Source organism: Enterobacter sp. Ap-867 (assembly GCF_011752855.1).
Taxonomy (GTDB): Bacteria; Pseudomonadota; Gammaproteobacteria; order Enterobacterales; family Enterobacteriaceae; genus Cedecea.
The window spans coordinates 695,531-721,888 of record NZ_VWWS01000001.1 but is presented as its reverse complement, the minus strand read 5'-3'; the positions used below and the strand labels follow the sequence as shown (position 1 = coordinate 721,888).

General features: G+C 55.8%; 29 protein-coding genes, 1 tRNA gene and 1 riboswitch. Of the genes, 7 read left to right on the top strand and 23 right to left on the bottom strand.

Features of this window, described 5'->3' with window-relative positions:
• Positions 1-7 precede the first annotated feature (7 nt).
• Positions 8-337: a gamma-glutamylcyclotransferase family protein gene (locus F3J26_RS03340; protein ID WP_008458045.1), complete on the top strand. Its 330-nt coding sequence runs from the start codon at positions 8-10 to the stop codon at positions 335-337.
• Between the two features lie 42 nt (positions 338-379).
• Here F3J26_RS03340 and F3J26_RS03335 read toward each other — a convergent pair whose 3' ends face one another.
• From F3J26_RS03335 to F3J26_RS03285, 11 genes are all read right to left on the bottom strand, one after another.
• Entirely contained in the window at positions 380-1,339 is a 960-nt protein-coding gene (locus tag F3J26_RS03335; RefSeq protein ID WP_166991441.1) for a DUF1722 domain-containing protein, read from the bottom strand.
• A 17-nt stretch (positions 1,340-1,356) separates the two neighbouring features.
• Positions 1,357-1,884 carry a DUF3833 domain-containing protein gene (locus F3J26_RS03330; RefSeq protein WP_008458041.1) on the bottom strand — a complete coding sequence of 176 codons (528 nt, stop codon included), beginning with the start codon at positions 1,882-1,884 and terminating at the stop codon, positions 1,357-1,359.
• The gene (locus tag F3J26_RS03325) at positions 1,881-2,414 is read right to left on the bottom strand and encodes a hypothetical protein (RefSeq protein WP_166991438.1); all 534 of its coding nucleotides are present in this window, start codon (positions 2,412-2,414) and stop codon (positions 1,881-1,883) included. The genes F3J26_RS03330 and F3J26_RS03325 overlap by 4 nt, the downstream gene beginning before the upstream one ends.
• Positions 2,411-3,631: a class I SAM-dependent methyltransferase gene (locus F3J26_RS03320; RefSeq protein ID WP_166991435.1), complete on the bottom strand. Its 1,221-nt coding sequence runs from the start codon at positions 3,629-3,631 to the stop codon at positions 2,411-2,413. The genes F3J26_RS03325 and F3J26_RS03320 overlap by 4 nt, the downstream gene beginning before the upstream one ends.
• Positions 3,628-4,350, bottom strand: a complete 723-nt coding sequence (locus F3J26_RS03315) for a DUF1365 family protein (RefSeq protein ID WP_166991432.1) — start codon at positions 4,348-4,350, stop codon at positions 3,628-3,630. Before F3J26_RS03315 ends, F3J26_RS03320 begins: the two co-directional genes overlap by 4 nt.
• A 1-nt stretch (position 4,351) precedes the next feature.
• On the bottom strand, positions 4,352-5,611 hold the full coding sequence (locus F3J26_RS03310) for an FAD-dependent oxidoreductase (protein ID WP_166991429.1): 1,260 nt from the start codon (positions 5,609-5,611) through the stop codon (positions 4,352-4,354).
• The gene (locus F3J26_RS03305) at positions 5,608-6,327 is read right to left on the bottom strand and encodes an SDR family NAD(P)-dependent oxidoreductase (protein ID WP_166991426.1); all 720 of its coding nucleotides are present in this window, start codon (positions 6,325-6,327) and stop codon (positions 5,608-5,610) included. Before F3J26_RS03305 ends, F3J26_RS03310 begins: the two co-directional genes overlap by 4 nt.
• Positions 6,324-6,758, bottom strand: a complete 435-nt coding sequence (locus F3J26_RS03300; protein ID WP_166991422.1) for a nuclear transport factor 2 family protein — start codon at positions 6,756-6,758, stop codon at positions 6,324-6,326. The genes F3J26_RS03305 and F3J26_RS03300 overlap by 4 nt, the downstream gene beginning before the upstream one ends.
• Before the next feature lie 228 nt (positions 6,759-6,986).
• On the bottom strand, positions 6,987-7,715 hold the full coding sequence (locus tag F3J26_RS03295; RefSeq protein WP_166991419.1) for a MerR family transcriptional regulator: 729 nt from the start codon (positions 7,713-7,715) through the stop codon (positions 6,987-6,989).
• Positions 7,716-7,907: 192 nt separating this feature from the next.
• Complete coding sequence (locus tag F3J26_RS03290; RefSeq protein WP_166991416.1) at positions 7,908-8,483, bottom strand: DUF1349 domain-containing protein; 576 nt, start codon at positions 8,481-8,483, stop codon at positions 7,908-7,910.
• A gap of 24 nt (positions 8,484-8,507) precedes the next feature.
• Entirely contained in the window at positions 8,508-9,530 is a 1,023-nt protein-coding gene (locus F3J26_RS03285) for an LLM class flavin-dependent oxidoreductase (protein ID WP_166991413.1), read from the bottom strand.
• Between the two features lie 163 nt (positions 9,531-9,693).
• Positions 9,694-9,795: riboswitch (TPP riboswitch) on the top strand.
• A gap of 59 nt (positions 9,796-9,854) precedes the next feature.
• On the opposite strand from F3J26_RS03285, the gene F3J26_RS03280 reads away from it, so the two are divergent.
• Genes F3J26_RS03280 through F3J26_RS03265 form a run of 4 tightly spaced genes read left to right on the top strand, consistent with a single transcriptional unit; the run spans position 9,855 to position 12,997 of the window.
• Positions 9,855-10,535 (top strand): TenA family protein, encoded by a 681-nt coding sequence (locus F3J26_RS03280; protein ID WP_008458016.1) that lies wholly within the window; start codon positions 9,855-9,857, stop codon positions 10,533-10,535.
• A complete protein-coding gene (locus F3J26_RS03275) occupies positions 10,532-11,272 on the top strand; it encodes an ATP-binding cassette domain-containing protein (RefSeq protein WP_166991410.1) in 741 nt (246 codons plus the stop codon). Before F3J26_RS03280 ends, F3J26_RS03275 begins: the two co-directional genes overlap by 4 nt.
• Entirely contained in the window at positions 11,269-12,039 is a 771-nt protein-coding gene (locus F3J26_RS03270; protein WP_166991407.1) for an ABC transporter permease subunit, read from the top strand. The genes F3J26_RS03275 and F3J26_RS03270 overlap by 4 nt, the downstream gene beginning before the upstream one ends.
• 25 nt (positions 12,040-12,064) lie before the next feature.
• Positions 12,065-12,997: an ABC transporter substrate-binding protein gene (locus tag F3J26_RS03265; protein ID WP_166991404.1), complete on the top strand. Its 933-nt coding sequence runs from the start codon at positions 12,065-12,067 to the stop codon at positions 12,995-12,997.
• Positions 12,998-13,040: 43 nt separating this feature from the next.
• Here the strand turns inward: F3J26_RS03265 and zigA are convergent, their stop codons facing one another.
• From zigA to F3J26_RS03225, 8 genes are all read right to left on the bottom strand, one after another.
• Positions 13,041-14,261: a zinc metallochaperone GTPase ZigA gene (gene zigA, locus F3J26_RS03260; protein ID WP_008458009.1), complete on the bottom strand. Its 1,221-nt coding sequence runs from the start codon at positions 14,259-14,261 to the stop codon at positions 13,041-13,043.
• Positions 14,262-14,402: 141 nt separating this feature from the next.
• Positions 14,403-15,947, bottom strand: coding sequence for a methyl-accepting chemotaxis protein (locus tag F3J26_RS03255; RefSeq protein WP_008458007.1), 1,545 nt, complete (start codon positions 15,945-15,947; stop codon positions 14,403-14,405).
• 385 nt (positions 15,948-16,332) lie between these two features.
• The gene (gene cbl / locus F3J26_RS03250; protein ID WP_008458004.1) at positions 16,333-17,277 is read right to left on the bottom strand and encodes an HTH-type transcriptional regulator Cbl; all 945 of its coding nucleotides are present in this window, start codon (positions 17,275-17,277) and stop codon (positions 16,333-16,335) included.
• 106 nt (positions 17,278-17,383) lie between these two features.
• Entirely contained in the window at positions 17,384-18,301 is a 918-nt protein-coding gene (gene nac / locus F3J26_RS03245) for a nitrogen assimilation transcriptional regulator NAC (RefSeq protein ID WP_166991401.1), read from the bottom strand.
• 251 nt (positions 18,302-18,552) lie between these two features.
• Positions 18,553-19,056 carry a protein disulfide oxidoreductase gene (locus tag F3J26_RS03240; protein ID WP_166991398.1) on the bottom strand — a complete coding sequence of 168 codons (504 nt, stop codon included), beginning with the start codon at positions 19,054-19,056 and terminating at the stop codon, positions 18,553-18,555.
• Positions 19,046-19,675, bottom strand: coding sequence for a DsbA family protein (locus tag F3J26_RS03235; RefSeq protein ID WP_008457994.1), 630 nt, complete (start codon positions 19,673-19,675; stop codon positions 19,046-19,048). Before F3J26_RS03235 ends, F3J26_RS03240 begins: the two co-directional genes overlap by 11 nt.
• Entirely contained in the window at positions 19,672-21,558 is a 1,887-nt protein-coding gene (locus tag F3J26_RS03230) for a protein-disulfide reductase DsbD family protein (protein ID WP_166991396.1), read from the bottom strand. The genes F3J26_RS03235 and F3J26_RS03230 overlap by 4 nt, the downstream gene beginning before the upstream one ends.
• A gap of 48 nt (positions 21,559-21,606) precedes the next feature.
• Complete coding sequence (locus tag F3J26_RS03225; RefSeq protein WP_166991393.1) at positions 21,607-21,972, bottom strand: copper resistance protein; 366 nt, start codon at positions 21,970-21,972, stop codon at positions 21,607-21,609.
• Positions 21,973-22,163: 191 nt separating this feature from the next.
• Between F3J26_RS03225 and F3J26_RS03220 the strand changes: the two genes are divergently transcribed.
• Positions 22,164-22,239: transfer RNA gene (locus F3J26_RS03220), tRNA-Asn, on the top strand.
• A 558-nt stretch (positions 22,240-22,797) separates the two neighbouring features.
• On the top strand, positions 22,798-23,433 hold the full coding sequence (locus F3J26_RS03215; protein WP_008457988.1) for an acyl-homoserine-lactone synthase: 636 nt from the start codon (positions 22,798-22,800) through the stop codon (positions 23,431-23,433).
• 9 nt (positions 23,434-23,442) lie between these two features.
• On the opposite strand, the gene F3J26_RS03210 is transcribed toward F3J26_RS03215, so the two are convergent.
• The 4 genes from F3J26_RS03210 to F3J26_RS03195 all read right to left on the bottom strand — a co-directional run bounded on the left by F3J26_RS03210 (position 23,443) and on the right by F3J26_RS03195 (position 26,329).
• Positions 23,443-24,147, bottom strand: a complete 705-nt coding sequence (locus tag F3J26_RS03210) for a LuxR C-terminal-related transcriptional regulator (RefSeq protein ID WP_166991390.1) — start codon at positions 24,145-24,147, stop codon at positions 23,443-23,445.
• Between the two features lie 151 nt (positions 24,148-24,298).
• Positions 24,299-24,952, bottom strand: coding sequence for an oxygen-insensitive NAD(P)H nitroreductase (nfsB, locus tag F3J26_RS03205; protein ID WP_166991387.1), 654 nt, complete (start codon positions 24,950-24,952; stop codon positions 24,299-24,301).
• Between the two features lie 62 nt (positions 24,953-25,014).
• Positions 25,015-25,320, bottom strand: a complete 306-nt coding sequence (locus F3J26_RS03200; protein WP_166991384.1) for an antibiotic biosynthesis monooxygenase — start codon at positions 25,318-25,320, stop codon at positions 25,015-25,017.
• A gap of 1 nt (position 25,321) precedes the next feature.
• Positions 25,322-26,329: a zinc-binding alcohol dehydrogenase family protein gene (locus tag F3J26_RS03195; protein ID WP_166991381.1), complete on the bottom strand. Its 1,008-nt coding sequence runs from the start codon at positions 26,327-26,329 to the stop codon at positions 25,322-25,324.
• Positions 26,330-26,358 lie beyond the last annotated feature (29 nt).

Here is a 26,358-nt window from a genome sequence, read left to right as displayed (position 1 = left end):
AGGAAAAATGGAATCACTGTTTGTTTACGGCACGCTTCGTCCCGGGCACGTTAACGTCCACATTATGGAAAACATCGGCGGCGAGTGGCTGCCGGGCTATGTGCGCGGCACTTTCTACCAACGCGGCTGGGGTGCTGCCGCCGACTTCCCCGGCATCGTGCTGGATAAAAATGGCCCGGAGGTTCACGGCTATCTGTTTTTATCCCAAAACCTGAGCGAGCACTGGCCGATGCTGGATGAATTTGAAGACGGATACGACCGGGTAGAAGTCGAGGTCACCACGCCTGATGGCCGCACCGTCACCGCGTGGATTTATGAGTTGCAGCCGAAGCGTTAGACCGGAGACCGAATGCAGGTTCGGCCTCCTTCATTTGGTCGGTTAATTTACGCCGAGCCGCAGCGCTAAATAATCCGGATAAGGATTAAAGTAATTCTGCGTCAGCAGATAGCGATCCGGGTACTCCGCCAGATAATGTTTCAGCAACGTCAGAGGCGCCAGGATCGGCAACAACCCGTCGCGATAATGCAGGATCACATCCCGCAGCTCACCGCGCTGGCGAGTATTCAGCCTGGGACGAAAATACCCCTGAATATGCATCAACACATTGGTGTGATTCTTCCGCGAGGCGGGCGTTTTAAGGATTGCCATCAGCTTCTCACGGTAGGCCACAAAGAAGCTGTCGAGCTCGTCCCACTCATGCAGCGAGGCGACGAAAGGCCCAATCTCGCGGTAGCCCGCCTGATGGTGCGCCAGCAGTTGAAGTTTGTACCGACTATGGAAATCGAGTAACGCGCGGCGGCTCAGGCCGTTAGCCCGCAGCGTGTTCAGTTCATGCAGCGCGAAAACGCGCTCCACAAAGTTCTCCCTCAGCATCGGATCGTGCAGGCGGCCGTCTTCTTCCACCGGCAGCCAGGGGAATGTCTCCAGCAACGCCTGGGTGAACGTCCCCACGCCCTCCTTGCGGCCAGGGTTGCCCTTCACGTCGTACAGCCTGACACGTTCCATCCCGCAGCTCGGCGATTTAGCACAAACGATAAATCCAGCCAGCCCATCCAGACCCGAGACGTAGTTTGTGGCGAAATCAGCCATTTTCTCCGTGACGTCGTCATGCGGCGCCTGGCTAAAACGCATTCTGATCTCCCCTTCGCCCAGTTTCACCAGGCGCAGAGCGGGCCGGGGAACAGGCAGACCAATCGCCATTTCCGGGCAGACCGGTTTGAAGGTCACGCTCTGCGCCAGTTCCTCCATGACAAAGGCCATTCGCTTGTGCCCGCCATCAAATCGCACGGCAGAACCGGTTAAACAGCCGCTGATCCCAATCACAGGTTTGGTGCTCATCGCTTTATCCTCTCTGACTAAATTTTTCGGGTGAAGAACAGCGTGACTGTGCCTACGGTAACCCCGAATTTTTTCATCTCGGTTTTATTGAAGATATGTTTGTCGTCCTGGAGGTACATCCAGTCGTCAAAGTGCAGCAGCCAGGTGCTGCCGTTGGCTTTAACATTCATGCTGTAGCGCCAGTTAAAAGCGTTGCCTGCGGCCTGGCCCGTCGCCACGCCGTCGATATCCCCGGCAGTACCCTCGAAGCGTTCCGCGCTGACGCGACGAATGCGCCACACCCGCTGCTGCTGTTCCCCATCGTCATAGAGGAAATGTTCATTCAGCGTCAGGGTGTCCCCCACCACATTGCCGTCGACCTCAACGTGAAAGCGGCGCAGCTGTTTCCCGCTGCGATCCTGCACCATGCCCCACGCCTCAGTTTTGCCCTGGAAATAATGGAAGATGTCTAGCGTAGGCTGCTGGTGACGATAATCAGTAATCTCGGTGCTACAGCCAGCCAACAGCATCAGCATCCCCAGAGTGAGTAACAGTATGCGTTTCATTTTTCACCTCCGGTCAGCTGCTGGCGCAGCTCAGGGTATTGCGTTCGGGGTCCCAGCCAGATGGCCAGAAAGCGCGTACTGAAATCAGCAGTCTGGCGCGGCCCTAGTGGCGTAAAGCTTTTTTGCGCCGCAGAGGCGCGATACCAGAACTGGCCCTGCCCGTCAGTCAGGACAAAAGCCAGCTGCGCATCTGTGGTGACATCCGGCCAAAGCGTTTGCAGCATCCGCAGCCAGGCCTCACTTCGCGGTTCGCTCGCCAGGATACCCTGCGCCTGCCACTGCTCGCGGGTGGCATCCACCAGCGCCTGGCGGTCGATATCGCGCTCATAGGTAATGATCAACGCCTGATCTTGCTTCAGCCCCTGATAGCGCCCATCCGGCGTGCGCAGCTGAGAGGTATAGACGGTAAATGGCCCCCAGGTCAGGGTCGCGTCTCCCACTTTACGCCAGCTAAGCCAGTCGGCAGCGTGGGCCGCTGACGAAAGCGCGCTCAGACACAGCAGCAGACAAACTTGCAGATAGCGTTTCATACCCGCTCTGCGGTCAGCTGCACCACGCTGATGGTGCGGGCGTTGAATCCGGCCTCACAGTAGCCGAAGTAATAAAGCCACATCCGGCGGAAGCGGGCGTCAAACCCCAGCGCCTCAATCTCCTGCCAGGCATGAATAAAACGCTGCCGCCAGTGCGCCAGCGTGCGGGCATAATCGGGGCCCATATCAAACAAGTTACGCACCACAAAGTCGGTGTGGCGGGTCATCAGGTCGCTCATCACCGTCACGCTGGGTAAGAAACCACCGGGAAATATGTAGCGCTGGATAAAGTCGACGCTTTTGCTGTAGTCCCGGTAGCGCTGGTCCTGAATGGTGATGGCCTGAATCGCCATTTTTCCTCCCGGGCGCAGGCGTGCCTGGCAGGTGCGAAAGAACGCGGGCAGATAGCGCTGCCCTACTGCCTCGATCATCTCTATCGAAACCAGCTTGTCATATTGCCCGGTCAAATCCCGATAATCGCAAAGCAGCACTTCGACTCTGTCCTGCAGTCCCGCACGAGCGATGCGTGCCTTCGCCCAGTCGTATTGCTCCTGGGACAGCGTGGTGGTGGTAACCCGGCAGCCATAGTGAGACGCGGCGTACTCCGCCATCGCCCCCCAGCCGGTGCCAATCTCCAGCAGATGATCGCTTGCCTTTAACGTCAGCTGTTCACACAGGCGCGCCATTTTTGCACGCTGGGCTTGAACCAGATCCTGCTCCTCAGAGGCAAACAGCGCGCTGGAGTAGAGCAGTTCTTGATCGAGAAATAGCGAATAAAAGGTATTGCCCAAATCATAATGTGCGGCGATGTTTTCCCGCGCCTGCTCCCGGTGATTACGCCGCGTCCAGTGGTGAAAACGCTCCACGGGTTTACCCAGCAGGCGGAAACCGTTTTCCAGCCGCCCTAAAACACGCCCGTTTAGCGCCAGAATTTGCAGTAACGGGGTTAACTCTTCGGTCTCCCAGTCACCGTCCATCCAGGCTTCGGCGGCCGCCAGGCTCCCGCCGGTGAGTACTCGCCAGTAAACTCTCGGGGAGATAACCTGTACCCCGGCGCTAAGTGAGGCGGCTGCATCACCAAAATGGAAGGTCTGCGATCCTTCACGCACGGTGACAGACCCTTGCTCTATACCGCTCAACAAGCGAAACAACAGCCAGCGTGCGATACGGACGCTGCGCGGCACATCAGGTTCAAGCGCAAAGGCGGGACTGGTCATGAACGTTCACTCCTGCTGGCCGGATGATTGTAAACAGGCACACGTTTGAGCCACAGCCGCAGCGCTTGCCAGTAAATGGCGACCGCAGTTTTTAACGTCATCGCCGGGAAACGCAGCAGGATGGACGTCAGATTTTTGCGCGTCAGGGCCTGACGGCGCAGCAACAGCGTGGCATCAAACACTTTAGAGGCCTGATGATTTTCAATATGCATGTGCAGCGTTTTGCCGGGGGGGTTAAAACGCCAGTGGTACACCATGTCCATCGGGTTAAACGGCGAAACGTGGAAGGCTTTTTCAATCGGACGTGACGTCTGTCCATCCACGGCGTAGTAATGGCGCTCGTTCCAGGGAGTATTACGCACCTCGGCAAGCACCCAGCGCAGGGTGTTATCGCCGTCATAGCAGTAGTAAAAATTGACCGGGTTAAAGTGGAAACCGTAGTAACGCAGCTGGGTCAGCAGCATAACTCGCCCTGCAGGCTGCTCCCCCGTCAGGTCTTTCACCCGCGCAAGGACTTTCTCTTTGAGCGGTGCGCCCAGCGGGTAATCCACATCGTGAAAAGCGGCTGCGGCGAAGCGGTTACGGCGGATGCCAATCCCCGGCAGCGCATCAAGCTCGTCTAAATCAAGCCAGGCCATGAACACACGATAGGTAAAGTGGTGCGTTTTAGGCTGAAGGCGGCGGTGGCGCAAGATCCCCTCATAAAGGCAACTGTTCATCTTATTGCCCTCCTCTGGCCGCAATGCCTTGCACCACATCCAGCGCACTGTGCACGCCATCTTCATGAAAACCGTTGTACCAGTAGGCACCACAGAACCAGCTTCGCTGGTGGCCGTTAATCTCGCCGCGACGCGACTGCGCACGCCAGCTTTGAGGGTTAAAGAGCGGGTGCTCATAAACAAACCGCTGCCAGACGAAGCGGGAATCGATGGGCGTTTCCGGGTTAAGCGTCACGCAAAACAGCGGCGCTTCTTTCGGCAACCCCTGCAGAATGTTCATGTTGTAAGTGACGCAGGCGCTGGCCTGCTCCTGCGAACTCAAGCGATAGTTCCAGCTTGCCCAGGCGCGTTCGCGCTCCGGCAGCCAGCGGCGATCGCTGTGTAACACCACCTCGTTACGCTGCCAGCCAATATCGCCCAACACTTCGTGCTCGGCCTGAGTGGGGTGCTCAATCATCGCCAGCGCCTGAGCCGAGTGGCAGGCAAAAATCACCTGATCGAACGCCTGGCTTGCGTGTTCCAGTTGGATGTTAACGCCGTCATGATGACGGACAACGCACTGCACCGGCGAGTTGAGATGCACGGTCAGCCTTTCACCCAGCTGTGCCAGCATCGCCCGGATGTATTCCCGAGAACCACCGGGTACCACGTACCACTGGGGACGCTGAGTAATATCCAGCAGGCCATGGTGCTCAAAGAAGCGCAGAAACAGCGCCAGAGGAAAACGGCGCATCTCTTCCAGCGAAGAGGACCAGATAGCGGCTCCCATTGGCAAAATGTAGTGACGTGCAAAAAAGGCGCTGAATTGCTGCTGAGCAAGGAAGTCCTGCAACGTCGCCAGGGGATCAATCTCTCCCGCCAGCGCGGCTTTTGCCTGCCGGTTAAAACGGACAATCTCTTTTAGCAGTCCCCAAAATGCCGGATTAATCAGGTTGCGACGCTGGGCGAACAGCGAGCTCAATGTGTGGCCGTTATATTCCAGCCCGTTTTGCGGGTTATGCACCGAAAAACTCATCTGCGTTTTTTGCCCACGGATGCCAAGCTCGCTCAACAGGCCCATAAACCGCGGATAAGTCCTGTCGTTATAGACAATAAACCCGGTGTCTATGGCATAGGTTCCCTGCGGAGTAGCAACATCCACGGTGGCAGTGTGGCCTCCCACGCTGGAGCCCGCCTCAAAGAGGGTAACCTGATGATGTCCGGCGAGCCGCCAGGCGCAGGTCAGCCCGGCAATACCGCCGCCGATAATAGCGATGTTCATGCGCGAACCATCCTACGCAAAAAGAGGCGCTGTAGGCCTACGGGTAACCCCGCCAGCAGGCGCATCATCAGGCCAAATCCGGTCGGGAAAGCGATTTCATCGCGGCCTTTAGCCAGGCCACGGCGAATCGCCCTCACCGCAGCATCAACGCTTACCCGGCCAGGCATGGAAAAATCGTTTTTTTGGGTTAACGGTGTGTCCACAAAGCCCGGTGAAACCACCGTGACGGCAATCCCTTTCGGCTCCCAGTCCAGGCGCAGGCTATTGGCAAACCAGGTCAGCGCGGCTTTCGAAGCGCCATAGGCTTCTGCCCGTGGAAAAGGCAACCAGTGGGCCATCGAGCTGACCAGCACGACGCGGTTGCCGGAAACAAGCCGAGGCTGAAGCGCGGCCAGGCAGTTGACCGGCCCAAGAAAATTGGTCGCCATCACCCGCTCAACCAGCGCGGCATCCACCTGGCCGCGATCCAGATACTCACAGGTTCCCGCGCAAAGGATAACCAGATCCGCCCGGCAGTCGGCCAGCGCTTCGCGGCTGGCATCCCGGTCGGTCATATCGAACTGGCGTACCGCGATGTTTGAGCTGTGCAGCTGCAAGGTTGCCAGCCGCGCCGCATCTCTGCCACAGGCAATGACGCGATGGCCCTCATCGGCCCAGGATTTTGCCAGCCCGGCGCCGATGCCGGAGCTTGCGCCCGTAATAAGGACAGTCATCATGGGCGCACCCTTCTTTTCACGCTGCGAACCGCCCAACCCAGCAGGGGCAGATGTTCGTACAGCATTTCTCCGGCATCGTAGTAGTCGCGCTGACGAATAATCAGGTCGTTCTTGAGATCAACCACCGAACAGCCAGGCAAGGACAGCCCTTTTCCACCGGCGACCTTCGGGTGAGACCAGTGCATTGTCCAACCGACGGCAAAACGCGCCTCATCACATAGCGGGGGATCAATAGCAAAGCGGCAGTACGCCACGCTGGCCAGCAGGTGGGCGAAGTAGCGCTGGATCTCAGGCAACCCGCGATGCTCGCCAAACGGATCGATGAGTATGGCCTCGGAGGCGTAAAGCCCGGCCAGCGCCGAGGGCGACTGCTTGTCCAGCCCGGCGTAATAATCAACAAAGCGATGAATGGCGGTTGGCGTTGTGCCCATGAGTTTCACCCTCGCGGTGAAGCACCTGACGTTATCGTATAATTAAAACTTGCACAAATACTTAGATTTGTCCAAGTTTTGATTGTGATATTTTCAAAAAGATAACAATTTCAATTAATTACAAACAGGCAAGCGATGCAGTAGATTTTCATTTTTTGATAGCACAGCTCGGCCCACCGCGTTTTCAGCGGGCCGCTGGAGGAGGATATTGTGGAGGGAAAAACGGGCCTAGAGGGGAATGACCTCGAGCGTAGCGCCCTGCTGCTGCCAGAGTTCAAGCTGCTTTTTACGTGTCGCCGTCAGCTTACCGGAGGTGACCAGCAGCCATTTTCGATCGGGAAAGATTTCCAGGGCAAGGACGGCAGGCGGAACGGGAAGCACGTCGATGCGGTGTCCCTGGCCGGTTCGCCTGAGCGCCTCCAGCCAGATTTCGCAGGGGTCACTCAGATGCCAGCCGGTAATCAGGCAGTTGTCACCGGGCGCTCTTTTATCCCCTTCAAGGCAAAACGAGGTGTAGGCGATAATGATGCCGTCGAGAATTTCGCGCAGGGTCATGATGGCCGGTACGTTAGCCGAGACTTTACTGCGCAGCGGGCGCAACACTTCCGTCACCAGTTCCGCGCGCGGATATTCCCGGCCTGCATCGTAGAGAAGCTGGCGAAGAGATTCGATTTTCCCCTCATTCAGCCGCTGCAACATACTCTCCTGCAGGCCAAGCCAGTTGTTCGCCCGGCGCGTTTCAGGCCGGGCCAGCAGCGGTTTAACCTGGCTGACCGGCACCCCTTTTTTCACCCAGTCGAGAATGTTAAGCGCCTGCTGGATATCTTCGTCGCTGTACTGCCGATGACCGCCATCAGTTCGCATCGGCTTGAGCAGGCCGTAACGACGCTGCCAGGCACGGAGCGTGGTGGCGTTTATCCCGCAGAGCCGGGCAAATTCGCCGATGGAGTAAGACATGAAGAGCACCTGATAACCATCAATACTCACAATATACTACGAATTATACCGGGCTGAATGAAGCGCGAAGCGTTTGCACTTTATTTTCAATGCCCAACGGAAAAACATTTGCCCCGTTACCGGCTTTGTCCCCGCCAGGAGAAACCCTGCCTGGCAAATGTCTGGCGGGGCGCCGCCCGACTAAACGGCTGATTAACTTAAATCGTGCAGTCCTTTATCCAGCGCGGCACTCAGCATCATTTCTTCGAAGTTCACCGCCAGCCCGCCACGCTGCGGGGTGCAGCACATCACGCCTACCCTGCATGCGTCGAATCCGGGGAAATGCGCCAGTCTCAGCAGCGGCCAGCTTTTGCCGTCAACGGAATACTGCAGCCGCAGGCTGTCCCCTTTTCGGGTCAGGCGCATCCAGAACAGATTTGCTTGACCGGGAAAGACGCCGGTTGCCCAGTCGGAGTGGCCCTGCGTCAGCACGCTGCCAATGGCAGGCGCGTCGTCGTTAAACTCGATGCCCGCTTTTAGCCAGTGGGATTCATCCCCCAGCAGCATGATGCCGGCCTGGTCGTAGAGTGCGCTAAATTCAGCTTTGACCTTCACCTGGAAAGTAAAATCCCCCCGCACGTTGCAGCCATAAAAATGGCCGGAGAAACGCTCAAACCCGTACCATGTTTTGCGCCAGAAGTCGGTTTGTTCATCGGTGACAACCGTCAGCCCGCCGTCGCCTTCTTGCCAGACTTTTGGCTCATTAATCCAGTAAAAATCCTCGCTCATAGCATGACCTTTTCCCTGTTTTATTTAGCGCCAGCCCAACTCTGGTGCAACGTGCTTCAGAATAGATTCGATGACGTGCGCGTTATAATCCACGCCCAGTTGGTTTGGCACGGTTAACAGCAGCGTGTCGGCTTCAGCAATCGCTTCATCCTGCGCCAGTTGCTTAATGAGCAGTTCCGGTTCAGCGGCATAGCTGCGGCCGAAAATGGCCCGGGTTTGTGGCTCGATGTAGCCAACCTGATCGCCTTCTTTGCCGCTGCCGCCGAAGTAGTTGCGGTCGCGCTGGTCCATTAACGCGAAGATGCTGCGGCTGACGGAAACGCGTGGCTCACGCGTATGGCCCGCCTCTTTCCACGCGGCCCGATAAGCACGGATTTGCTTCGCCTGCTGGATATGAAACGGCTCGCCGGATTCATCGGTTTTCAGCGTGGAGCTTTGCAGGTTCATCCCTAACTTCGCGGCCCACTCCGAAGTCGCGTTGGAGCTGGCTCCCCACCAGATTCGCTCCCGCAGCCCGGCAGAAAACGGCTCCAGACGCAGCAACCCCGGCGGATTAGGAAACATCGGCTGCGGGTTAGGTTCGGCAAAACCGTCCCCTTTCAGCGCCTCGAGGAACACTTCGGTATGACGGCGCGCCATATCGGCTTCGGTCTCTCCTTCGCCCGGCACATAGCCAAAATATCGCCAGCCGTCGATCACCTGCTCCGGCGAGCCACGGCTAATTCCAAGCTGCAGGCGGCCCCCGGATATCAAGTCCGCCGCCCCCGCGTCCTCCACCATGTAAAGCGGATTTTCATAGCGCATATCGATCACGCCGGTGCCGATTTCAATGCGTTTGGTTTTTGCCCCGATGGCCGCCAGCAGCGGGAAAGGCGAGCTTAGCTGACGAGCAAAATGGTGCACGCGGAAGTAAGCGCCGTCCGCGCCAAGCTCTTCTGCAGCAACGGCAAGATCGATGGACTGCAGCAGCGTATCCGCCGCAGAGTGCGTGCCGGACTGGGCGGCAGGCGACCAGTGGCCAAACGAGAGAAAGCCAATCTTTTTCATCGGATATCATCCTTAGACTCGTAGGTAACCGGCCTACAGTGACAAAATTCCCGCCCCGAGTGCCAGCAAAATATTGCGATACCGCACTAAACGGATCGTCGCTTTCAGCAAGGTCAGACACAGCGCCCGGCGATTGTAATCAAAAAGTAAATGTCGTATAACAGGCACCTCCGAGGGGTGTCCTGTATGGGCTGAGATGGCGTAAGCCGAACCCTTTGAACCTGATCTGGGTCATGCCAGCGAAGGGACGGTCGGCAATCACAGCTCTGTTATTGTCTGTTCATACCTCTGCGCGCCCGGATCTCCACTTACCCAGGAGGTCCCATGTACACCCCACTTTTCGAAAACGGTCTTTACGGACGACTGCGCGAGCAGGCCGGCCAGCACTGGCAGGATTACGTCGATCACCCTTTTCTGCAGCAGCTTGCTGTCGGCACGCTGCCTGAAGCCGCATTCAAGCGCTATCTGACCCAGGATTATCTTTTCCTGATTCATTTTGCCCGCGCCTACGCCCTGCTGGTCAGCAAACTTCGCACGCTGCCAGAAATGCGCACCGCGACCGCATCGCTGAATGCCATTGTCTCCGAGCTGCCGCTCCATGTGGCTTACTGTCGAAGCTGGGGCCTGGACGAAGCGCAAATAGTGGCCGAGGCGGAAGCGCCAGAAACCATGAATTACACCCGTTACGTGCTGGATATTGGCCATTCAGGCGACGCGCTCGATCTGCTGGCTGCGCTGCTGCCCTGCGTGGCCGGATATGCAGAAATCGGCCTTGGCCTGCTGCATAGCCCCGACACGGTGATGGCAGGCAATCCCTACGCGAACTGGATCCGTAACTATGGCGATGAAGGCTACCTCACCGGCGTGCGGGCCGCTGTGCAGTTGCTCGAAAACGTAGGCCACCAGCGTGGCGCGGAAAGCCGTTTCTCAGAGCTATCACAGATTTTTACCACCGCGACGCAGCTTGAATCCGCGTTCTGGCAGATGGGGCTGAATGCCTCATGACCGACAGCGCGACTTCGCCGGGCATTCAGGTGCGCGATCTCAGCCTGCGCTTTGGCCAGCAGACCATTTTTGAGCGGCTGAATTTTGATATTCCCGGCAGCAGCTTCGTTGCCCTGCTGGGCGCGAGCGGGGCCGGTAAAACCAGCCTGCTAAAGATTATCGCCGGGCTGGCGCAGGCCAGTGGCGGAAGCGTGACCTGCAGCGACGGTCTGCCGGTTGCCGGGCGTATCGCCTGGATGGGGCAGAAAGATTTGCTCTACCCGTGGCTCAACATTGAGCAGAACGTGGCCCTCGGAGCTCGCCTGCGTGGTGAGGCGGTCGACAGACAATGGACGGAACATTTGATTGAGCAGGTCGGGCTGGCTGGCTATGCCAAAGCCCTGCCAGCTTCGCTATCGGGCGGGATGAGGCAACGTGCCGCCATCGCCAGGACGCTTTACGAAAAGCGCCCGATAGTGCTGATGGATGAGCCGTTTTCGGCGCTGGATGCCATCACCCGCACGGCCATTCAGGACCTGGCGGCCAGGCTGCTGGCAAAAAATACCGTGCTGCTGATCACTCACGATCCGATGGAAGCCTGTCGGCTCAGCCACCGCCTGCTGGTGCTCTCCCGCTGGCCTGCGGGCATCGACGATACGCATGTTATTGCCGGGCAGCCGCCCCGCGTGCCGGACGATGTAGATCTACTCCAAAGCCAGGCCGGGCTGCTGCAACAGTTGATCAGGGCCGCCGAATGAAGCTGACTTCAGACACCCCTGCTACACGCCTGCGCCGCGGGCTGACCGTCTTTGCCGGGCTGCTGCTACTTTGGTATCTGCTTGCCCTCGGCAATATTCCCGCCTTTCTTTTGCCCTCTCCCGCTTCGGTGGCACAGGCGTTATGGGATGGCCGCGATTATCTCGCCTGGCACACGCTGGTCACCGCCTCGGAGATTATCAGCGGGCTAATTCTGGGCGTACTTCTCGGTGCAGGCCTGGCGCTAGGCATGATGTTTTCCCCCCGCCTCCAGCGCTGGCTGATGCCGCTGGTACTCACCAGTCAGGCAATCCCGGTGTTTGCCCTCGCACCGCTGCTGGTGCTGTGGTTCGGCTTTGGCATGAGCGCCAAAGTGGCGATGGCGGTGCTGGTGATTTTCTTCCCGGTGGTGTCGTCGTTCTTTGACGGACTGCGCCGGGTGAATAACGACTATCTGGATCTGGCCCGCACGATGGGGGCTTCACGCTGGGCGCAGCTGAGGCACGTCCGGTTGATGGCGGCGCTGCCTGCTTTTGGCTCGGGGCTGCGCATGGCCGCCGCCGTCGCCCCCATCGGGGCAATTATTGGCGAATGGGTGGGCTCTGCCGAAGGGCTGGGCTACGTCATGCTGAACGCCAACGCCCGCATGCAAACCGACGTCTGCTTTGCCGCGCTGTTTATTTTAGTCCTGATGACCGTCCTGCTTTGGCTGGCGGTCGATGCCCTGCTGCGGCGGCTGATTGTCTGGTCGCCTGAAAACAACGAATAACCGCCTTAATTAAGGAATTAAGAAGATGAAAAAAACGCTGTGTGGCCTGCTGCTCACCGCCGCCTTTGCCGCTCAGGCCTCCGCCGCTGAAAAGCTGACCCTGGTGCTGGACTGGTACATTAACCCCGATCACGCGCCCATTATGGTGGCCGAACAAATTGGCGCTTTTAAGGCCGAAGGGCTGGACGTGAAGATCATCCCGCCGTCTGACCCGGCGTTGCCGCCGCGCCTGGTTGCCGCCGGGCAGGCCGATCTGGCCATTACCTACCAACCACAGCTGCATTTCTTTGCCGATCAGGGGCTGCCGCTGGTGCGCGTCGGGACGCTGATTAACACCCCGCTGAATACGGTGATGACGCTGGATCAGACCATCAAATCACCAGCGGATCTTAAAGGCAAAAAAATCGGCTATTCCGTCAGCGGTATCGAGCAGGCGACGCTTGCCACCCTGCTTGAGCATGAGCACGTCAAACCGGAAGAGATGAAGCTCATCAACGTCAACTTCCAGCTCACCAGCGCTCTGCTGGCGGGCCAGGTGGATGCGGTGATCGGCGGCTACCGCAATATCGAAGCGATCGAGCTGAAGCTTCAGGGTAAACCCCCGGTGGTGTTTAACGTCGAGGACTACGGCGTCCCCGCCTACGATGAGCTGATTTTTGTGGCGAATCGTAAAACGGCGAATGAACCGAAGATCAAAAAATTCTTCGCCGCGCTGAAAAAAGGCAACGAGTACCTGCAGGCACATCCGCAGGAAACCTGGCAGGCCTTTGCCAAAGCCCATGCGGAGCTGAATACCGAGCTGAATAAGCAGGCCTGGCAGGCAAGCCTGCCGCTGTTTGCAACTGACCCGGCTAAACTCGACCGCGCCCGCTACCAGGCCTACGAACAGTTCCTGTTTGATAACAAGCTGATCAAGAAAATCACCCCGGTGGATGACTACGCCGTAGAGCTGCACTAGGCCAGGTTGCCCGGTTGCCTGCCAACGGGCAGCCGGACTTCAGTCAGTCGAACCAGGCATCAATCGGATCGTAATACCGTGCCCAGGCTTTAGGCCCTTCTGCCATTTCGGCATCGGTGAGTAAGGCATACTCCAGCTTCTCGCGCAGGCTCGCCTCGTCCATATCAATGCCGATGAAAACAATCTCCTGGCGCGCATCGCCAATACCGTCTTCCCAGTGCTTTAAAATGTGCCGGAGGCTGTCGGCATCCTGCGGCCACTGTTCACGGGGAATGCTGGCCCACCACATCCCTGCCAGCCCCTGGCGCATCACGCCGCCCGCGTGGGACCAGGATCCGGCATGCTGAGGGCGACTTGCCAGCCAGAAAAAGCCTTTGGAGCGAATAACGCCTTTCAGACCGCCGTCGGTCACCATCTGGAAACGCGCCGGGTGGAAGGGACGCCGGGCACGAAAAACAAAATTACGAATGCCGTATTCTTCGGTTTCCGGCGTATGTTCGCCGCGCAGCTCTTTTAGCCAGCCCGGCGCCTGAGCGGCGGCATCGAAGTCAAACAGCCCGGTATCCAGAACCTGGTCAAGGCTAACCTGGCTAAACGCCGAAGTGATGATTTTTGCGCGTGGGTTAAGGGAATGCAGCACGGACATCAGGCGGCGTTTCTCCGCGTCGCCAATAAGATCCGTTTTGTTGAGTACAAGCACGTCGCAAAATTCTATCTGGTCAATCAGCAGGTCGACCACGGTGCGCTCGTCCCCTTCGCCCATGGACTCGCCGCGAGACTGAATGCTGTCGTAGGATTCATAATCCCGAAGGAAGTTAAAGCCGTCCACCACCGTCACCATGGTGTCGAGCCGGGCGATATCGGACAGGCTTTCCCCCTTGTCGTCCACAAAGGTGAACGTTTCCGCCACGGGCAGCGGTTCAGAAATACCGGTAGATTCGATGACCAGGTTATCGAAACGCCCTTCCCGGGCAAGCTGGCTGATTTCCACCAGCAGATCTTCACGCAGGGTGCAGCAAATGCAGCCGTTGCTCATCTCCACCAGCTTTTCATCGGTGCGCGTCAGGCTTGAACCGCCTTCACGCACCAGCGCAGCGTCAATATTCACCTCGGACATATCGTTGACGATCACCGCCACCCGCCGCCCTTCCCGGTTATTTAAAATATGATTCAGCAGAGTGGTTTTACCGGCACCCAAAAAACCGGACAGCACGGTAACGGGCAGTTTCTTTGGCCGATTGTGGGCCTGTGTTAACGATGACATTGCAACTCCTTACTGACTGCGCAGCTATTATTGATATGTTATAACATAACAATAATGAGTGGCGTTGTCATGCCGGAGATAAAAACCGTGCGTAGAAATGAAAAAAGCCAGCTAACGCTGGCTTTGAGAAGGAAAGCTGAATTACTGCAGGCGGAACACCCGCACCAGGTCACGCAGCTGCTTCGCCTGGTCATTCAGAGATGCCGCGGCGGCAACCGATTCTTCCACCAGCGCGGAGTTTTGCTGGGTGGTGGAATCAATCATGCCAATGGCGCTGTTGATCTGGGAAATGCCATCCGTTTGCTCCTGGCTGGCCTGTTTGATCTCCCCGAGGATGGTGTTCATTTCCTGCACGTTTTCGATCATACCGGCAATCTGGGCATTCGCTTTTTCCACCAGCCCCATGCCCTCGCGAGTCTGGGTGGTTGAGTTCTCAATCAGGCTTCTGATCTCGCTCGCAGATGAAGCACTTTTTTGCGCCAGCTGGCGAACTTCCCCGGCAACCACGGCAAAACCACGGCCATGCTCCCCGGCACGAGCCGCTTCCACCGCCGCATTCAGCGCCAGAATGTTAGTCTGGAACGCGATGGAGTCGATGAGGTTAATGATGTCCGACATACGGTTGGAGGTTTCATTAATCACGCGCATTTTACTGGTGACCTGAGACATCATCTGGCCGTTGTTTTTCACCACCGTTGCGGCTTCGGAAGAGAGCTTGGTTGCCTCGTTGGTGTGGTCAAAGGTGTTTTTCACCGTGGAGGTGATCTGCTCCATGGAAGCCGCCGTTTCCTCTACGGAGCTGGCCTGCTCTTCGGTGCGAGCCGCAAGATCCTGGTTCCCGGCGACAATTTGCGCGGCGGCAGAAGAGATAGTTTCCGATCCCTGCTGAACCTGATGGACAATCTCTTGCAGGCGGACTTTCATGCTCATCAGCGCCTGCAGCAGTTCGCCTGTTTCATCTTTATGGGTAACCGTGATGCTGCCCGTAAGATCGCCTTCGGCAATCGCCCCGGCAAATTCAACGGCGCGAACCAGCGGGCGAGTAATAGAGCGCACCACAAACATACCGATGAGGCTACCCAGGGCGATACTCAGCAAAGTCAGAAGCACAGTGACCAGCCGGTTAGAGTGGTAATCTTTATCAACCTGCTGGCCAGCAGCGGACATTTTTTGATTCTGGATAACGATAAGCTCTTGCACCTTATCTTTATATTTTTCCTGAATCTGGATGGTGGTGGCCATCATTTCCTGCAGCGCGGCGGCGCGATCGTTTTGTTGCACCGCCTGTAAAATACGGAAACGCGAGTCCAGATACTGTTTACGAATATCGGCCAGCTCCCGCAGCGCTTTTTGTGACGCAGCGTCGGTACTGGATTTGTTCAGGTCCGCCAGCAGCGCTGTAATATGCGCACTGATCTCCGCAAGGTGTTTTTCCGACTTCTGACGAAATACACCGGCTTCATCCAGCAGCATCAGCTGCTGCGTATTCACGAACTCCTGGAAACTATCAATCAGATCGTTGGCTTTAACGGTCGTCGGGTAATCATCGTTAACAATGGTTTGAATGCCGGTATTTGCTCTGCTCAGGCTAAGTAAAGAAAGCCCTGAGCTGAAGACCATCAGCACAATAAAAATAGCAATAGTCAGCGTTAACTTGCTGCGAATTTTTACATCATGTAGTGACATTTTTTCTCCCTTGAGAAGCGTATTTTTATGAATGCGCAAAATCCTCTGCCGCCTAAACAACAGAGAATAAATAGCACAAAGGGATGGAAGCACCTCGTACAGGCTTATCGGATATATTCAGATTAACTTTATGAATTTGATCGGTTTTTTCTTATGGTCAGGCCAGATAGATAGCTGAAAGCTATTAATTGATTTGCGATTGATCGATGATTTGCGATAAGGAACGTTTTTTTATTCTATTTTTAGGGGAGACATACTTTGCCAAACACTATTTTTTTAAATACAGCAAGCGCGAGGTAAACATAAATTCACCCCGCGCCGGTTTATTTAATTATTTAATATTTCATTAACAATACTGAATTACCCTTTTCAGGGCAGGGAAATATCAGATTTGATAATCGATGGCGGGTTCTTCTGGCTCCAGCGCCAGGCGCTTAATTTCCTCGACCGACAGCTCAGGGTTACACAGCTCAATAAAGCGCCAGACATAGTTCCGCTGCAGTTGCCCACGGCGGATCCCGAGCCAGACGGTGTTCGCGTCAAACAGGTGGCGAGTGTCCAGCCGCACCAGGCTCCCTTCTTCCCCACTGGCCTGGTCGGCCACCAGCCCAATACCCAGGCCGAGTTCAACGTAGGTTTTAACCACGTCGGAATCCTGCGCGCTAAGCACAACATCAGCCGTTAAACCACGCCGGGCAAACGCTTCGTCTATACGAGAACGCCCGGTGATACCCTGCCGGTAAGTGATCAGCGGCCAGCGACTGATATCGTCCAGCGTGAGCGGGCTGGTATGAATTAACGGATGTCCCTGCGGAACCAGCAGGCTGTGATACCAGCGGAACCACGGGTAGGCCACCACCAGAGGATCGGTGCTCAGACGTTCGCTGGCGATGCCAATATCCGCCGCGCCGCTGTGCAGCAGCGATTCGATTTCCTGAGGCGTGCCCTGAATCAGCTCGAGGCGAACTTCAGGGAATAAGGCGCGGAAGGCTTTGATCACCACCGGTAGGCTATAGCGAGCCTGTGTGTGGGTGGTGGCGATAGTCAGGACACCGCTGGTGTCGTTGGTAAAAAGATCCGCCAGGCGACGCACGTTGCTGGCTTCGTTGAGAATACGTTCGGCAATCACCAACAGGGCTTTACCCGGTTCGGTCATACCTAATAACCGTTTGCCGCGGCGGATGAATATTTCAATCCCCAGCTCTTCTTCCAGCTCGCGAATATGGCGGCTGACGCCAGACTGAGAGGTGAAAAGCATATTGGCGACTTCGGTGAGATTGTAGTCCCGTCGCGCCGCCTCGCGGATTATTTTTAGTTGCTGGAAATTCACATCGCCCCCGGGATCGTGACTGTTCTTTACACCATTGTTAAAGTCACAGCCCCGGCGGGACAAATAATAAAAACCAGCAACCTATTCCATTTAGTAATAAGCGGAGTTAGACCACCAGCATCAGTTCGCGATTTTCCAGCGCCGGGCGGGTGACCAGAGACATAAGAATTTCTTTTACCGCCTGGGCCTGAGGTGAAAGCGGTAAACGTGCGGACAGGTTCAGCGACAGCGGTAAATTTAACGACGGGCTGGTAATGCGTGCCATCCAGCCACCGGCTGAATCGGCAAGTGAACGCGCGGCGGATTCCGGCAGCACGGTCACGCCCATACCGCTGGCAATAGCCGCAGTTAAGGTCGAAATAGATTCGATCTCGCCGATAATTTTTGCCGTCAGGCGGCGCAGGGAGAAAGCCTCATCCACGCGCTTGCGAACCGCGCTGTAGTCGCGGGGCAGGAAAAGATTCATGGCGGCAACGTCCGACAAATCAACGCTGTTACCCGGGCAGTCACGGGTGCCCACGAGGAACAAATCCTCTTTGAGCAGCGGCTGGCTGGTCAGCCCCGCCGTTGGCGTGCGGTCATACAGCACGGCCATATCAAGCTGTCCGCTGAGCAGTTTGTCATTCAGCTGTGAACCGCTATTCTCATGCAAATACACCTGCACATCCGGCAGTTCGGCACGCACGGCCTGCAGCAGCGGCATGGTAATAGAGGACGCCGCCATCCCCGGCGCAAGACCAATCGAGACGAGGCCTTGCATAGTCTGGCCCACGTTATTCACCGCCAGCTGAGCCTGCTCACACTGGCGCAGAATCGTCCGCGCGTGGGCATACAAAATCTTCCCGGCTTCCGTCGGCGTGACGCCGCGTTTGGTGCGGATCAACAGCTGCTGATCCAGCTCCCCTTCCAGAGTGGCAACCTGCTGGCTGAGCGCCGGCTGTGCGATGTGCAGTACTTCTGCGGCCTGAGTCAGGCTGCCAATATCAACAATTTTTACGAAGTACTTCAGTCGTCTTAAATTCATTTTGCCCCCTATTACGGAATGCCAGTGCCAGTCATGGCAGTGATGTCGTAAAGGGTTTTGCAATATGCTTGCCACATTTTTCGTTTACGGCACAAACGAGATAACAGGCTGGATAATAAGAGAAACTGATAAAGCCCCCACGAGGATTAACGAAACAGGAGGCTTGCTTATGCCCCATAAGAGGTACAAATGCACCGCGATGGTGCATTTCAGGAAAAAACTGCGTGCCGGTGATAAGCCGGCACGATGAATCACACGCCGGCCCACCACAGGCGAATTTTCATTCCCCAGTAGCTCGTCCAGCCGCTGGTAGTGGACACGACCTGGCCTTTATCGACGATGACGAATGCCGGCGTGACGCCAATTTGCCAGCTGCGGGAAATGGCGCCATCGGCATCATTGACCACCGGGAACTGGACGCCTTTACGCGCCAGCCAGCGGGAAACCTCGCGTTCATTACCTGAGCGTAGCGCAATGGTTATCACGTTCTGCCCTTCAGCCTGCAGCTTCGCCACGTCCGGCGTGGTAAAACGGCAAACTGCGCACCAGCTGGCCCAGAAATAGACCAGCAGCGGGCGTTCCGCGCTCAGCGCGCCGAGCGTGACATCCTGCCCGTCCAGCGTGTGCAGCGGCGTGGCATCAAAAGCCACTGGGGACTGGGGCGCACGCCACCAGTCCATCACCAGCATCACCCCCGCCAGCAAAATCAGCAGAATTAAGCCTTCCCGCAGCCAGCGCCGCAGCTTACTTGCCATGGGCAGCCGCCAGTTTTTCTTTTACTACCTCTTCCAGCGTTTCCCACGGAACCGCCCCAGGGATCATTTCATCGCCAATAATGGTGGCTGGTGTGCCCTGCACGCCCACGATACGCGCTAGCTGAAGGTTGGTGCTTAAGGTTTCCATGCTTTTTTCATCCGGGGTGACCGGCGTTGCCCCGCTCTTTTCAACCGCAGCCGCAATGCTCGCCGCATCGTGATAGCCCTTCTTCTGCATCAGTTTTTCATGCAGTGCCAGGAACTGATCTGGATGCTGGCGCCAGGTCGTCAGGACAGTACGCGCCGACAGCACGGAGCTTTCCCCTTTAAACGGCAACGGCTTCACGATCACCGCCACATCCGGGTATTTCTCCACAATTTTTTCCAGCATCGGATCGAGCTGTTTGCAGTACGGGCAGTTGTAATCGGTGAAGTTCACGAGGGTTAACACGGGCTTTTTAGCACCAAATCGCGGACTGGCCGGATCGTTAAACAACGCCTGTTCAATCAGCACTTCCAGCTGCTTTTGTTGATCGGCGGAAAACGGCGCGGGGACTTCTTTTGCCGCCAGCGCCAGGCCGGAGAACAGCGAGAGGATTAGAATAAAAGCGTATTTCATGGTTTCGCTCCTTTGGCATCATCCAGGGTTGTCAGCACCGAATCGCGGGAGAGCAGCGTCGGCAGCACTTTGCCTTCCGGCAGGCCTGGGCCATAAATTTGGTTGAACGGCACGGCAACCTGGCCGCGGCTTCTCAAAAAGTCAGTGATTTGCTGGGACGGCAGCGTCCAGTCGCCGCGCAGGGCAACCACATCCGGTGCCTGTAGTGCAGCCTGCACGTCCTCTTTGCTGAGCACGTTGTATTTGTTGGCTTTACAGGTAATGCACCAGTCAGCGGTGACATCAATAAAAACGCGCTTATGCTGCGCCAGCGCGTCCTGAATCGCCTGCTCGCTGAGCGGCTGCCAGGCGATATTTTCCTGCGCTGGTTTGCTAGTCGAAACACCGAAATGCACCAGCAGCAGGCTTGCCAGCCAAATCGCCGAACCTAACATCAGCAGGCCAAGCACGCGGCGCAGCCAGGTCATCCACTTGCCCGGGCGGGGCAAACGCATCGCCAGACCGGGACGGAGCGCTATCAGCAGCCACGGCAGACTCATCCCCAGCCCTAAGGCCAGGAACAGCCCCCACAGCACCGGGTAAGAAGCCGTGAGCGCCACCGCCACCGCCGTGCCGAGGAAAGGCGCGCTACACGGCGTCGCCAGCAGCGTGGCGAAAGCGCCCTGCCAGAAATGCCCGGCCATGCCATTGCCGCCCTGCGTTGCCAGCCGGGTGTTCATATTGGAAGAGAGCCTGAATTCAAACAGGCCGAACAGGTTCGCGCTGAACACCAGCATCACCAGCGCCATAAAACCGATGAACCACGGGTTCTGGAACTGAATGCCCCAGCCCAGCGCCTGGTTGGTCAGCCGCAGGACGGTCATCAGCAGCGCCAGCGCCATAAATGAAGCGATGATCCCCGCCACCGAGGCTAAAAACTGGCGGCGCACCAGGCCCCGGTCTTTTTGCTGCACCAGCAGAATAGAGCCCAGCTTCATGCCCAGTACCGGGAGTACGCACGGCATCAGGTTAAGGATTAGGCCGCCCACCAGCGCCATCAGCACGACCTGCCAAAGCGGGAAGGCATCATTTCCCCCTGCCGCGGCGGGTGCTGAACCAATGGTGAGCGTGTTTTGCTGAGCAATGCCGTTGTCGGCCAGCACCAGGGTGACTGATTTCCCTCGCAAATCTGGCGCACCTTCTCCCCAACTGTCGCTGACCGGTACGGTGGCCTGCAGCGAGTCGCCGTCGATGCGGAACGCAGGCTTACCAAGATCGGCCTCTTCCGGCGGGTCAAGATAAAGGCCCGGACTTGTCCAGCCTCCGGCACGCACGGCATTAATTACCAGGCTTCCCGGACGATAATCGGCTTTGAGCGAGTCGGTCAATCCGCTTTCAACCGGCACCTGCCCCATCGCCTGAGCGAAATCATGGGCAAACTGAGCATTTGCCGCGGAAGGCGTGACGCTAAAGGAATAATCGGTCAGCAGGCAGACGTTGCTGCAGGTAGAAAGCGTCAGCACGCCGCGGATAGTCGCCGGCACCGGGCCGTGAAACACCATCGGAATGGTGACCCGATCGTGGTAGCCCTGGGTCGTGATCCCGGCGACGTCAAAACGCGCAGGCGTCGGCCAGAACCACTCTACTTTGGGCATCTCACCCTGCCAGGCAATAGCTGGCGCAACGCCGCCTTCCCCTGGGGATCGCCAGTAGGTTTTCCATCCTTTTTCGAGCTTCACGTCCAGTAAAAGACGCGTTTCTTTACTGCCCGAGGTATCTGCGCGCAGCCTGACGCTGGCGTGATCGTTATCCGGCGATTGCAGCCAGCCTGACTCTGCTGCCCAGGACACGGGCAACCAAAGCATGAGCAGGCACAGCAGCGCCTGCCTGAAGCGAATAAACATGTTTTTTCTCCATAAATGATTAACTAACTGTCGGAAACAGCCGGTCTGTCATTCACGGAAGACGCAGAAACGAAGATGTACCCTGAGGGTGGGAGGTGAAGTCGCTCTTGGAGCTGAAAACGGCATTCGCGTGGAACGCACGGGCGCCAGTAAGGAAAGCAGCAGGCAAAGTGCGAACAACGCCCCATCAAACAAGACTGGCGGCACGCTCAATAATGATTTAGTGCTAAGTTCGCACGGCGTGACCGGCGAGTCAGCGTCAGCCTGCGGGTTATCCGCCTGGGCAGCAACGGCGCTGGCCGCGGTTTCCATCTGCAACGCGTGCAGGCCCGCCATGCGCTGCGCGGTACAAACCAGTACCACAACACATGCCAGGCAAAGAAACCAAATCCCTATACGCCGCTGTTTTACCATCAGGTCCTCACTGTTTAACCCGGCTTATCTTAGCGGCTGGCGAAAGATTGGCAATCTTTGTGCTGTAAAGTTATGTCTGAGCCTGTTTTCTGGCAATTTTTGCTTGTTTTATCGGCAAACGATACAAAAGACGCTTTGGAGGCTTTGACAAGGCCGTGTGGCCTCGCTAATATGCGGCCCGTTCACACGATTCCTCTGTAGTTCAGTCGGTAGAACGGCGGACTGTTAATCCGTATGTCACTGGTTCGAGTCCAGTCAGAGGAGCCATATTTAAGAAGCCCGCTTAAGGAAACTTAAGCGGGCTTTTTGCTTTTGATTTTTCACAAAGTTTTCTTTCCTTCACAAAATTCATTTTTCCTCTGCATCAGCCGTTCACTTTTTAAATTAGTCGGCTACTATTCAGTTATACAGTACGCTTTTCACGCACCCCAGCCCCGCCGCGTTATAAAATATTTACCCCACATGCAGGCCGTTATGTTAGTAAATTTTCGCGGAGAATTGCAGCATATTGCAGGGAACTGCATTGAACGAGCAGGCTTCTTAATCGATATAAAAGAAAAGCCCCCGCAAATGCAGGGGCTTAATTTTCTTTATTTTTATTTTTTGTAATGTAAAATTACAAGTGCTTACAATCTTGTGCATCGGGAAATCGGTGTACTAGATAATAATCTGTGAACATTTCCCTTGGTGTTGCTCAGGTCTTTGACCGCCTGACCCGCTTGCGTGTTGGCGCGGCCGGTCAGGATTTTTTTAAGTTTAGAGAAGGCCTTAGGCAAAAAAAAGCTGTCTTTAAGTACAGGGGACCTCCACATACAGGGATACGCGATGTGTTCTGCAATTGAATTTTTTATAAGTAATCATAATGATTTACACCCCGGTCTCGCCCGGGAATTGTATGCGTTACGCAAAAAAACATTTCACGAACGGCTCGAATGGAAAGTGGAATGTGAAGATAATCAGGAAAGAGATCAATTCGATAACGCAAATACAACTTATTTAATGGGCATGTTGGAAGGTAAATTATTTTGCGGCGCACGCTTTATTGATGCCAAACATCCGACAATGACAGATGAAATATTTTATCAATATTTTAATAACATTAGTTTACCAAAAGATATTCCATGCTGTGAAATTACCCGATTATTCCTCGACAAAGATCGTCGTGACGAAGGTAATTTACGCACCCTACCCGCCAGTAAAGCATTATTTCTGGCGATGATTATGTATTGCATGAAAAATGGCTATCCCGGTATGCACGCGGTGACAAGTCGGGGAATGTACGCCATTTTCCGTCAGGCCAACTGGAAAGTTGATGTGCTGCAGAAGGGGCTCTCAGAAAAGGGCGAAGCGGTTTATTATATTTACATGCCTGCTAATCAACAGGTTATAGAAGATATTATTAATAAAGATAAAAACAGCGCATGGTTGCGTGAGACGCTCACCCAGCTCAATAACCTGTAAGCTCGTCGGTCAGGCATCCAGATCCAACAACCTGAGTTCGATACTTAGTTTAACCGCGTGACGCGCATTGTTAACGCCAAGCTTTTTCATGGCATTGCCCATGTGGAATTTCACCGTGCGCTCGGTAATGGACAAGATAGTCGCAATCTCGCCATAGGTTTTTCCGGTATAGACCCATTGCAAAATTTGCTGCTCACGCGGTGACAAGAAAACATTCTTTTTCTGCCGAATATCGCTGTATAAATTCAGCATTTTTTGGTGCAGCTTGATAAAGAAAGCGATCGCCGCCTCACGGTTTTCAGTGAGGTTAACATCTGAAGGCTGATGGCTAATCAGCGAAAGCACCGCAAGATTGTTCACATAGTCGTGGAGCGGATAAGTATGCCCCTGCACAATATTGTGCAGTGAACCTTCGTCAAAAATACGCTTCAGCGTATACCCGGAAGAGACCATCATCCCGCTGTCCCATGAAAAATCCTCCAGGGTGCTGAGAGACCGGACAATCACTGGGTCAATAAATTGATATTTATTCTCGAGATAAATGTTAAACCATTGCGGATTGTTATTAATAATACGCATTTGGGAAGGGTCTTTCTTATTCATCACAGCATACGCGTAGGTCGTATGTTTGTAATCCAGAATAAATTCATCAAGTTCGCGCTGAATTAATGAATTTACTTTGCTGTCATTATAATACGTGTCCTTCACAACCATCGCCGTCCGTAGAATTAAGAGAACAAAGTATAGATCATTTCCCTTCGCTTGCCACACCTCAATGCCACCGATTTGATGAATAAACGCAGGAATGGCCTAATATCCATTCCTGCGTCAGCCAGGAAAAGTTAAATCAAGTTATTATCACGCCTTAGATTTCGGTCAGGATCTGACTGAAATCGAGGCGCGACTTTGGCAGTCCAGCGTTAAAGTCCTCCACGCTGCGATAGCCCAGCGCCACCATCACCACGCTGGTCAGGCCCTTCTCGCGCAGGCCAAACTCTGCGTCCAGCGCGGCAGCATCAAAACCTTCAATCGGCACGGCATCAATGTTCAGGGTGGAAACGCCCAGCAGCAGCGTACCGAGGTTGAGGTAAACCTGTTTCTCCATCCAGTGCTGCGCATCTTTCAGGTCAAACCGGTGTTTATTGGCATAGAAAGAGCGGCCTTTGTGCTGCCCTTCTTTGGCCTGTTCCGTGGCAAAGCGCCCATCATCCTGCTCTTTTTGCAGCAATGTTTGCAGGTGCGCATCGTCATAAACTGTTTTGGCGCAGAACACCACGACATGTGAAGCATTCAGCACTTTAGGCTCGTTTGCCGCGTAAGGCCCGGTGGTCGCTTTGGCAATACGCGCCTTGCCTTCATCACTGCTTACCAGCAAGAAATGCCACGGCTGCGAGTTGGTGCTCGACGGGCTCAGTCGCAGCAGATTTTTGATTTTATCCACGTCTTCAGCGGCAATTTTTTTAGACGCATCAAAAGCTTTCGTGGCATAGCGCCGGGAGGCAGCATCAACAATGTTCATTATTTTTCCTGAATAAGTCGTTGTGTTTTGCAGCGGCCAGCCTGGCCGCCGCGAGTAAAGTGTTAAACGGCAACTTCGTCCAGCGGAACCAGCTTCAGCGGTTCCGCCAGCAGGGCGTCCATTTGTTTCACAAAGGCCTGGAAGTGAGGCAGCGTATTGTGCAGGTCGAGCGCCTGCTGCCCGCGCCATGACTCGCGAACGTAAAACGTATCCGGCTCTTGCTGAAGCTGAAACAGGGTGTAGTCGAGGCAGCCAGGCTCCAGGCGGCTCGGCGCAACCAGCGCCTTCAGCGCGGCTTTCAGGTTATCCCGCTGGCCGGCTTTCGCCTTCAGCATGGCAATAATCGTCAACGTTTCTGCCGTTGCCATATCAGAATCCCTCCAGCACAATTTTACCCACCGCACGCCCGGTTTCCAGCAGCGCATGGGCGCGGCGAAGGTTGCCCGCGTTGATTGTGCCATAGTGTTCGCCGAGCGTAGTTCTTAACACGCCCTGGTCGATAAGCGTGGCCACGCGCGTCAGCAGATTATGCTGCTCAATAATATCGCTGGTGACGAACATCGAACGGGTGAACATAAACTCCCAGTGCAGCGAAATGCTTTTGGCCTTCAAGGCGCGAACGTCCAGCGCGGTCGGATCATCAATTAGCGCAAATTTCCCCTGCGGGATGAGCGCCTCAATCAGCTGGGCATAATGTTGTTCGGTATTGGTCAGGCTGGCAACGTGCGTAACGTGCTTCACGCCAATACGCTGTAATTCTTCCGTCAGAGGCTGGCTGTGGTCGATAACGTGGTGGGCGCCGAGTTCGTTCACCCACTTTTGGCTTTCCGGGCGAGAGGCGGTGCCAATCACGGTGGCTTTTGTCAGCCTGCGGGCAAGCTGGGTCAGAATTGAGCCCACGCCGCCGGCCGCGCCCACAATCAACAGCACGGCATCTTCACTGCCGTTTTCCTGAATACCCAGGCGGTCGAAAAGCATTTCCCACGCGGTAATTGCCGTCAGCGGTAATGCGGCAGCAGCGGCATTTGCCACGGACTGAGGCTTAAGTGCCGCAATGCGTTCGTCCACCAGCTGAAACTCACTGTTGCTGCCCGGGCGAGTCAGCGCCCCGGCGTACCACACGGTATCGCCACGCTTGAACAGCGTGACGGCTTCACCCACTTCCACAACGGTACCCACGGCGTCCCAGCCCAGTACGCGAGGGGTTTCGCTACTAAAGCCACTGCGAACTTTGGTATCAACGGGGTTCACGGAAATGGCGTTCACCGCCACCAGAATGTCGTGCCCCTGAGCAACGGGCTTCGGCAGCGTGATGTCCTGCAGCGCATCAATATTGCTGCCGTCTTTTGCGGCGCGTGTAATAGCAATAGCTTTCATAGCAGCTCCAATAAGGTAATGGGTTCATC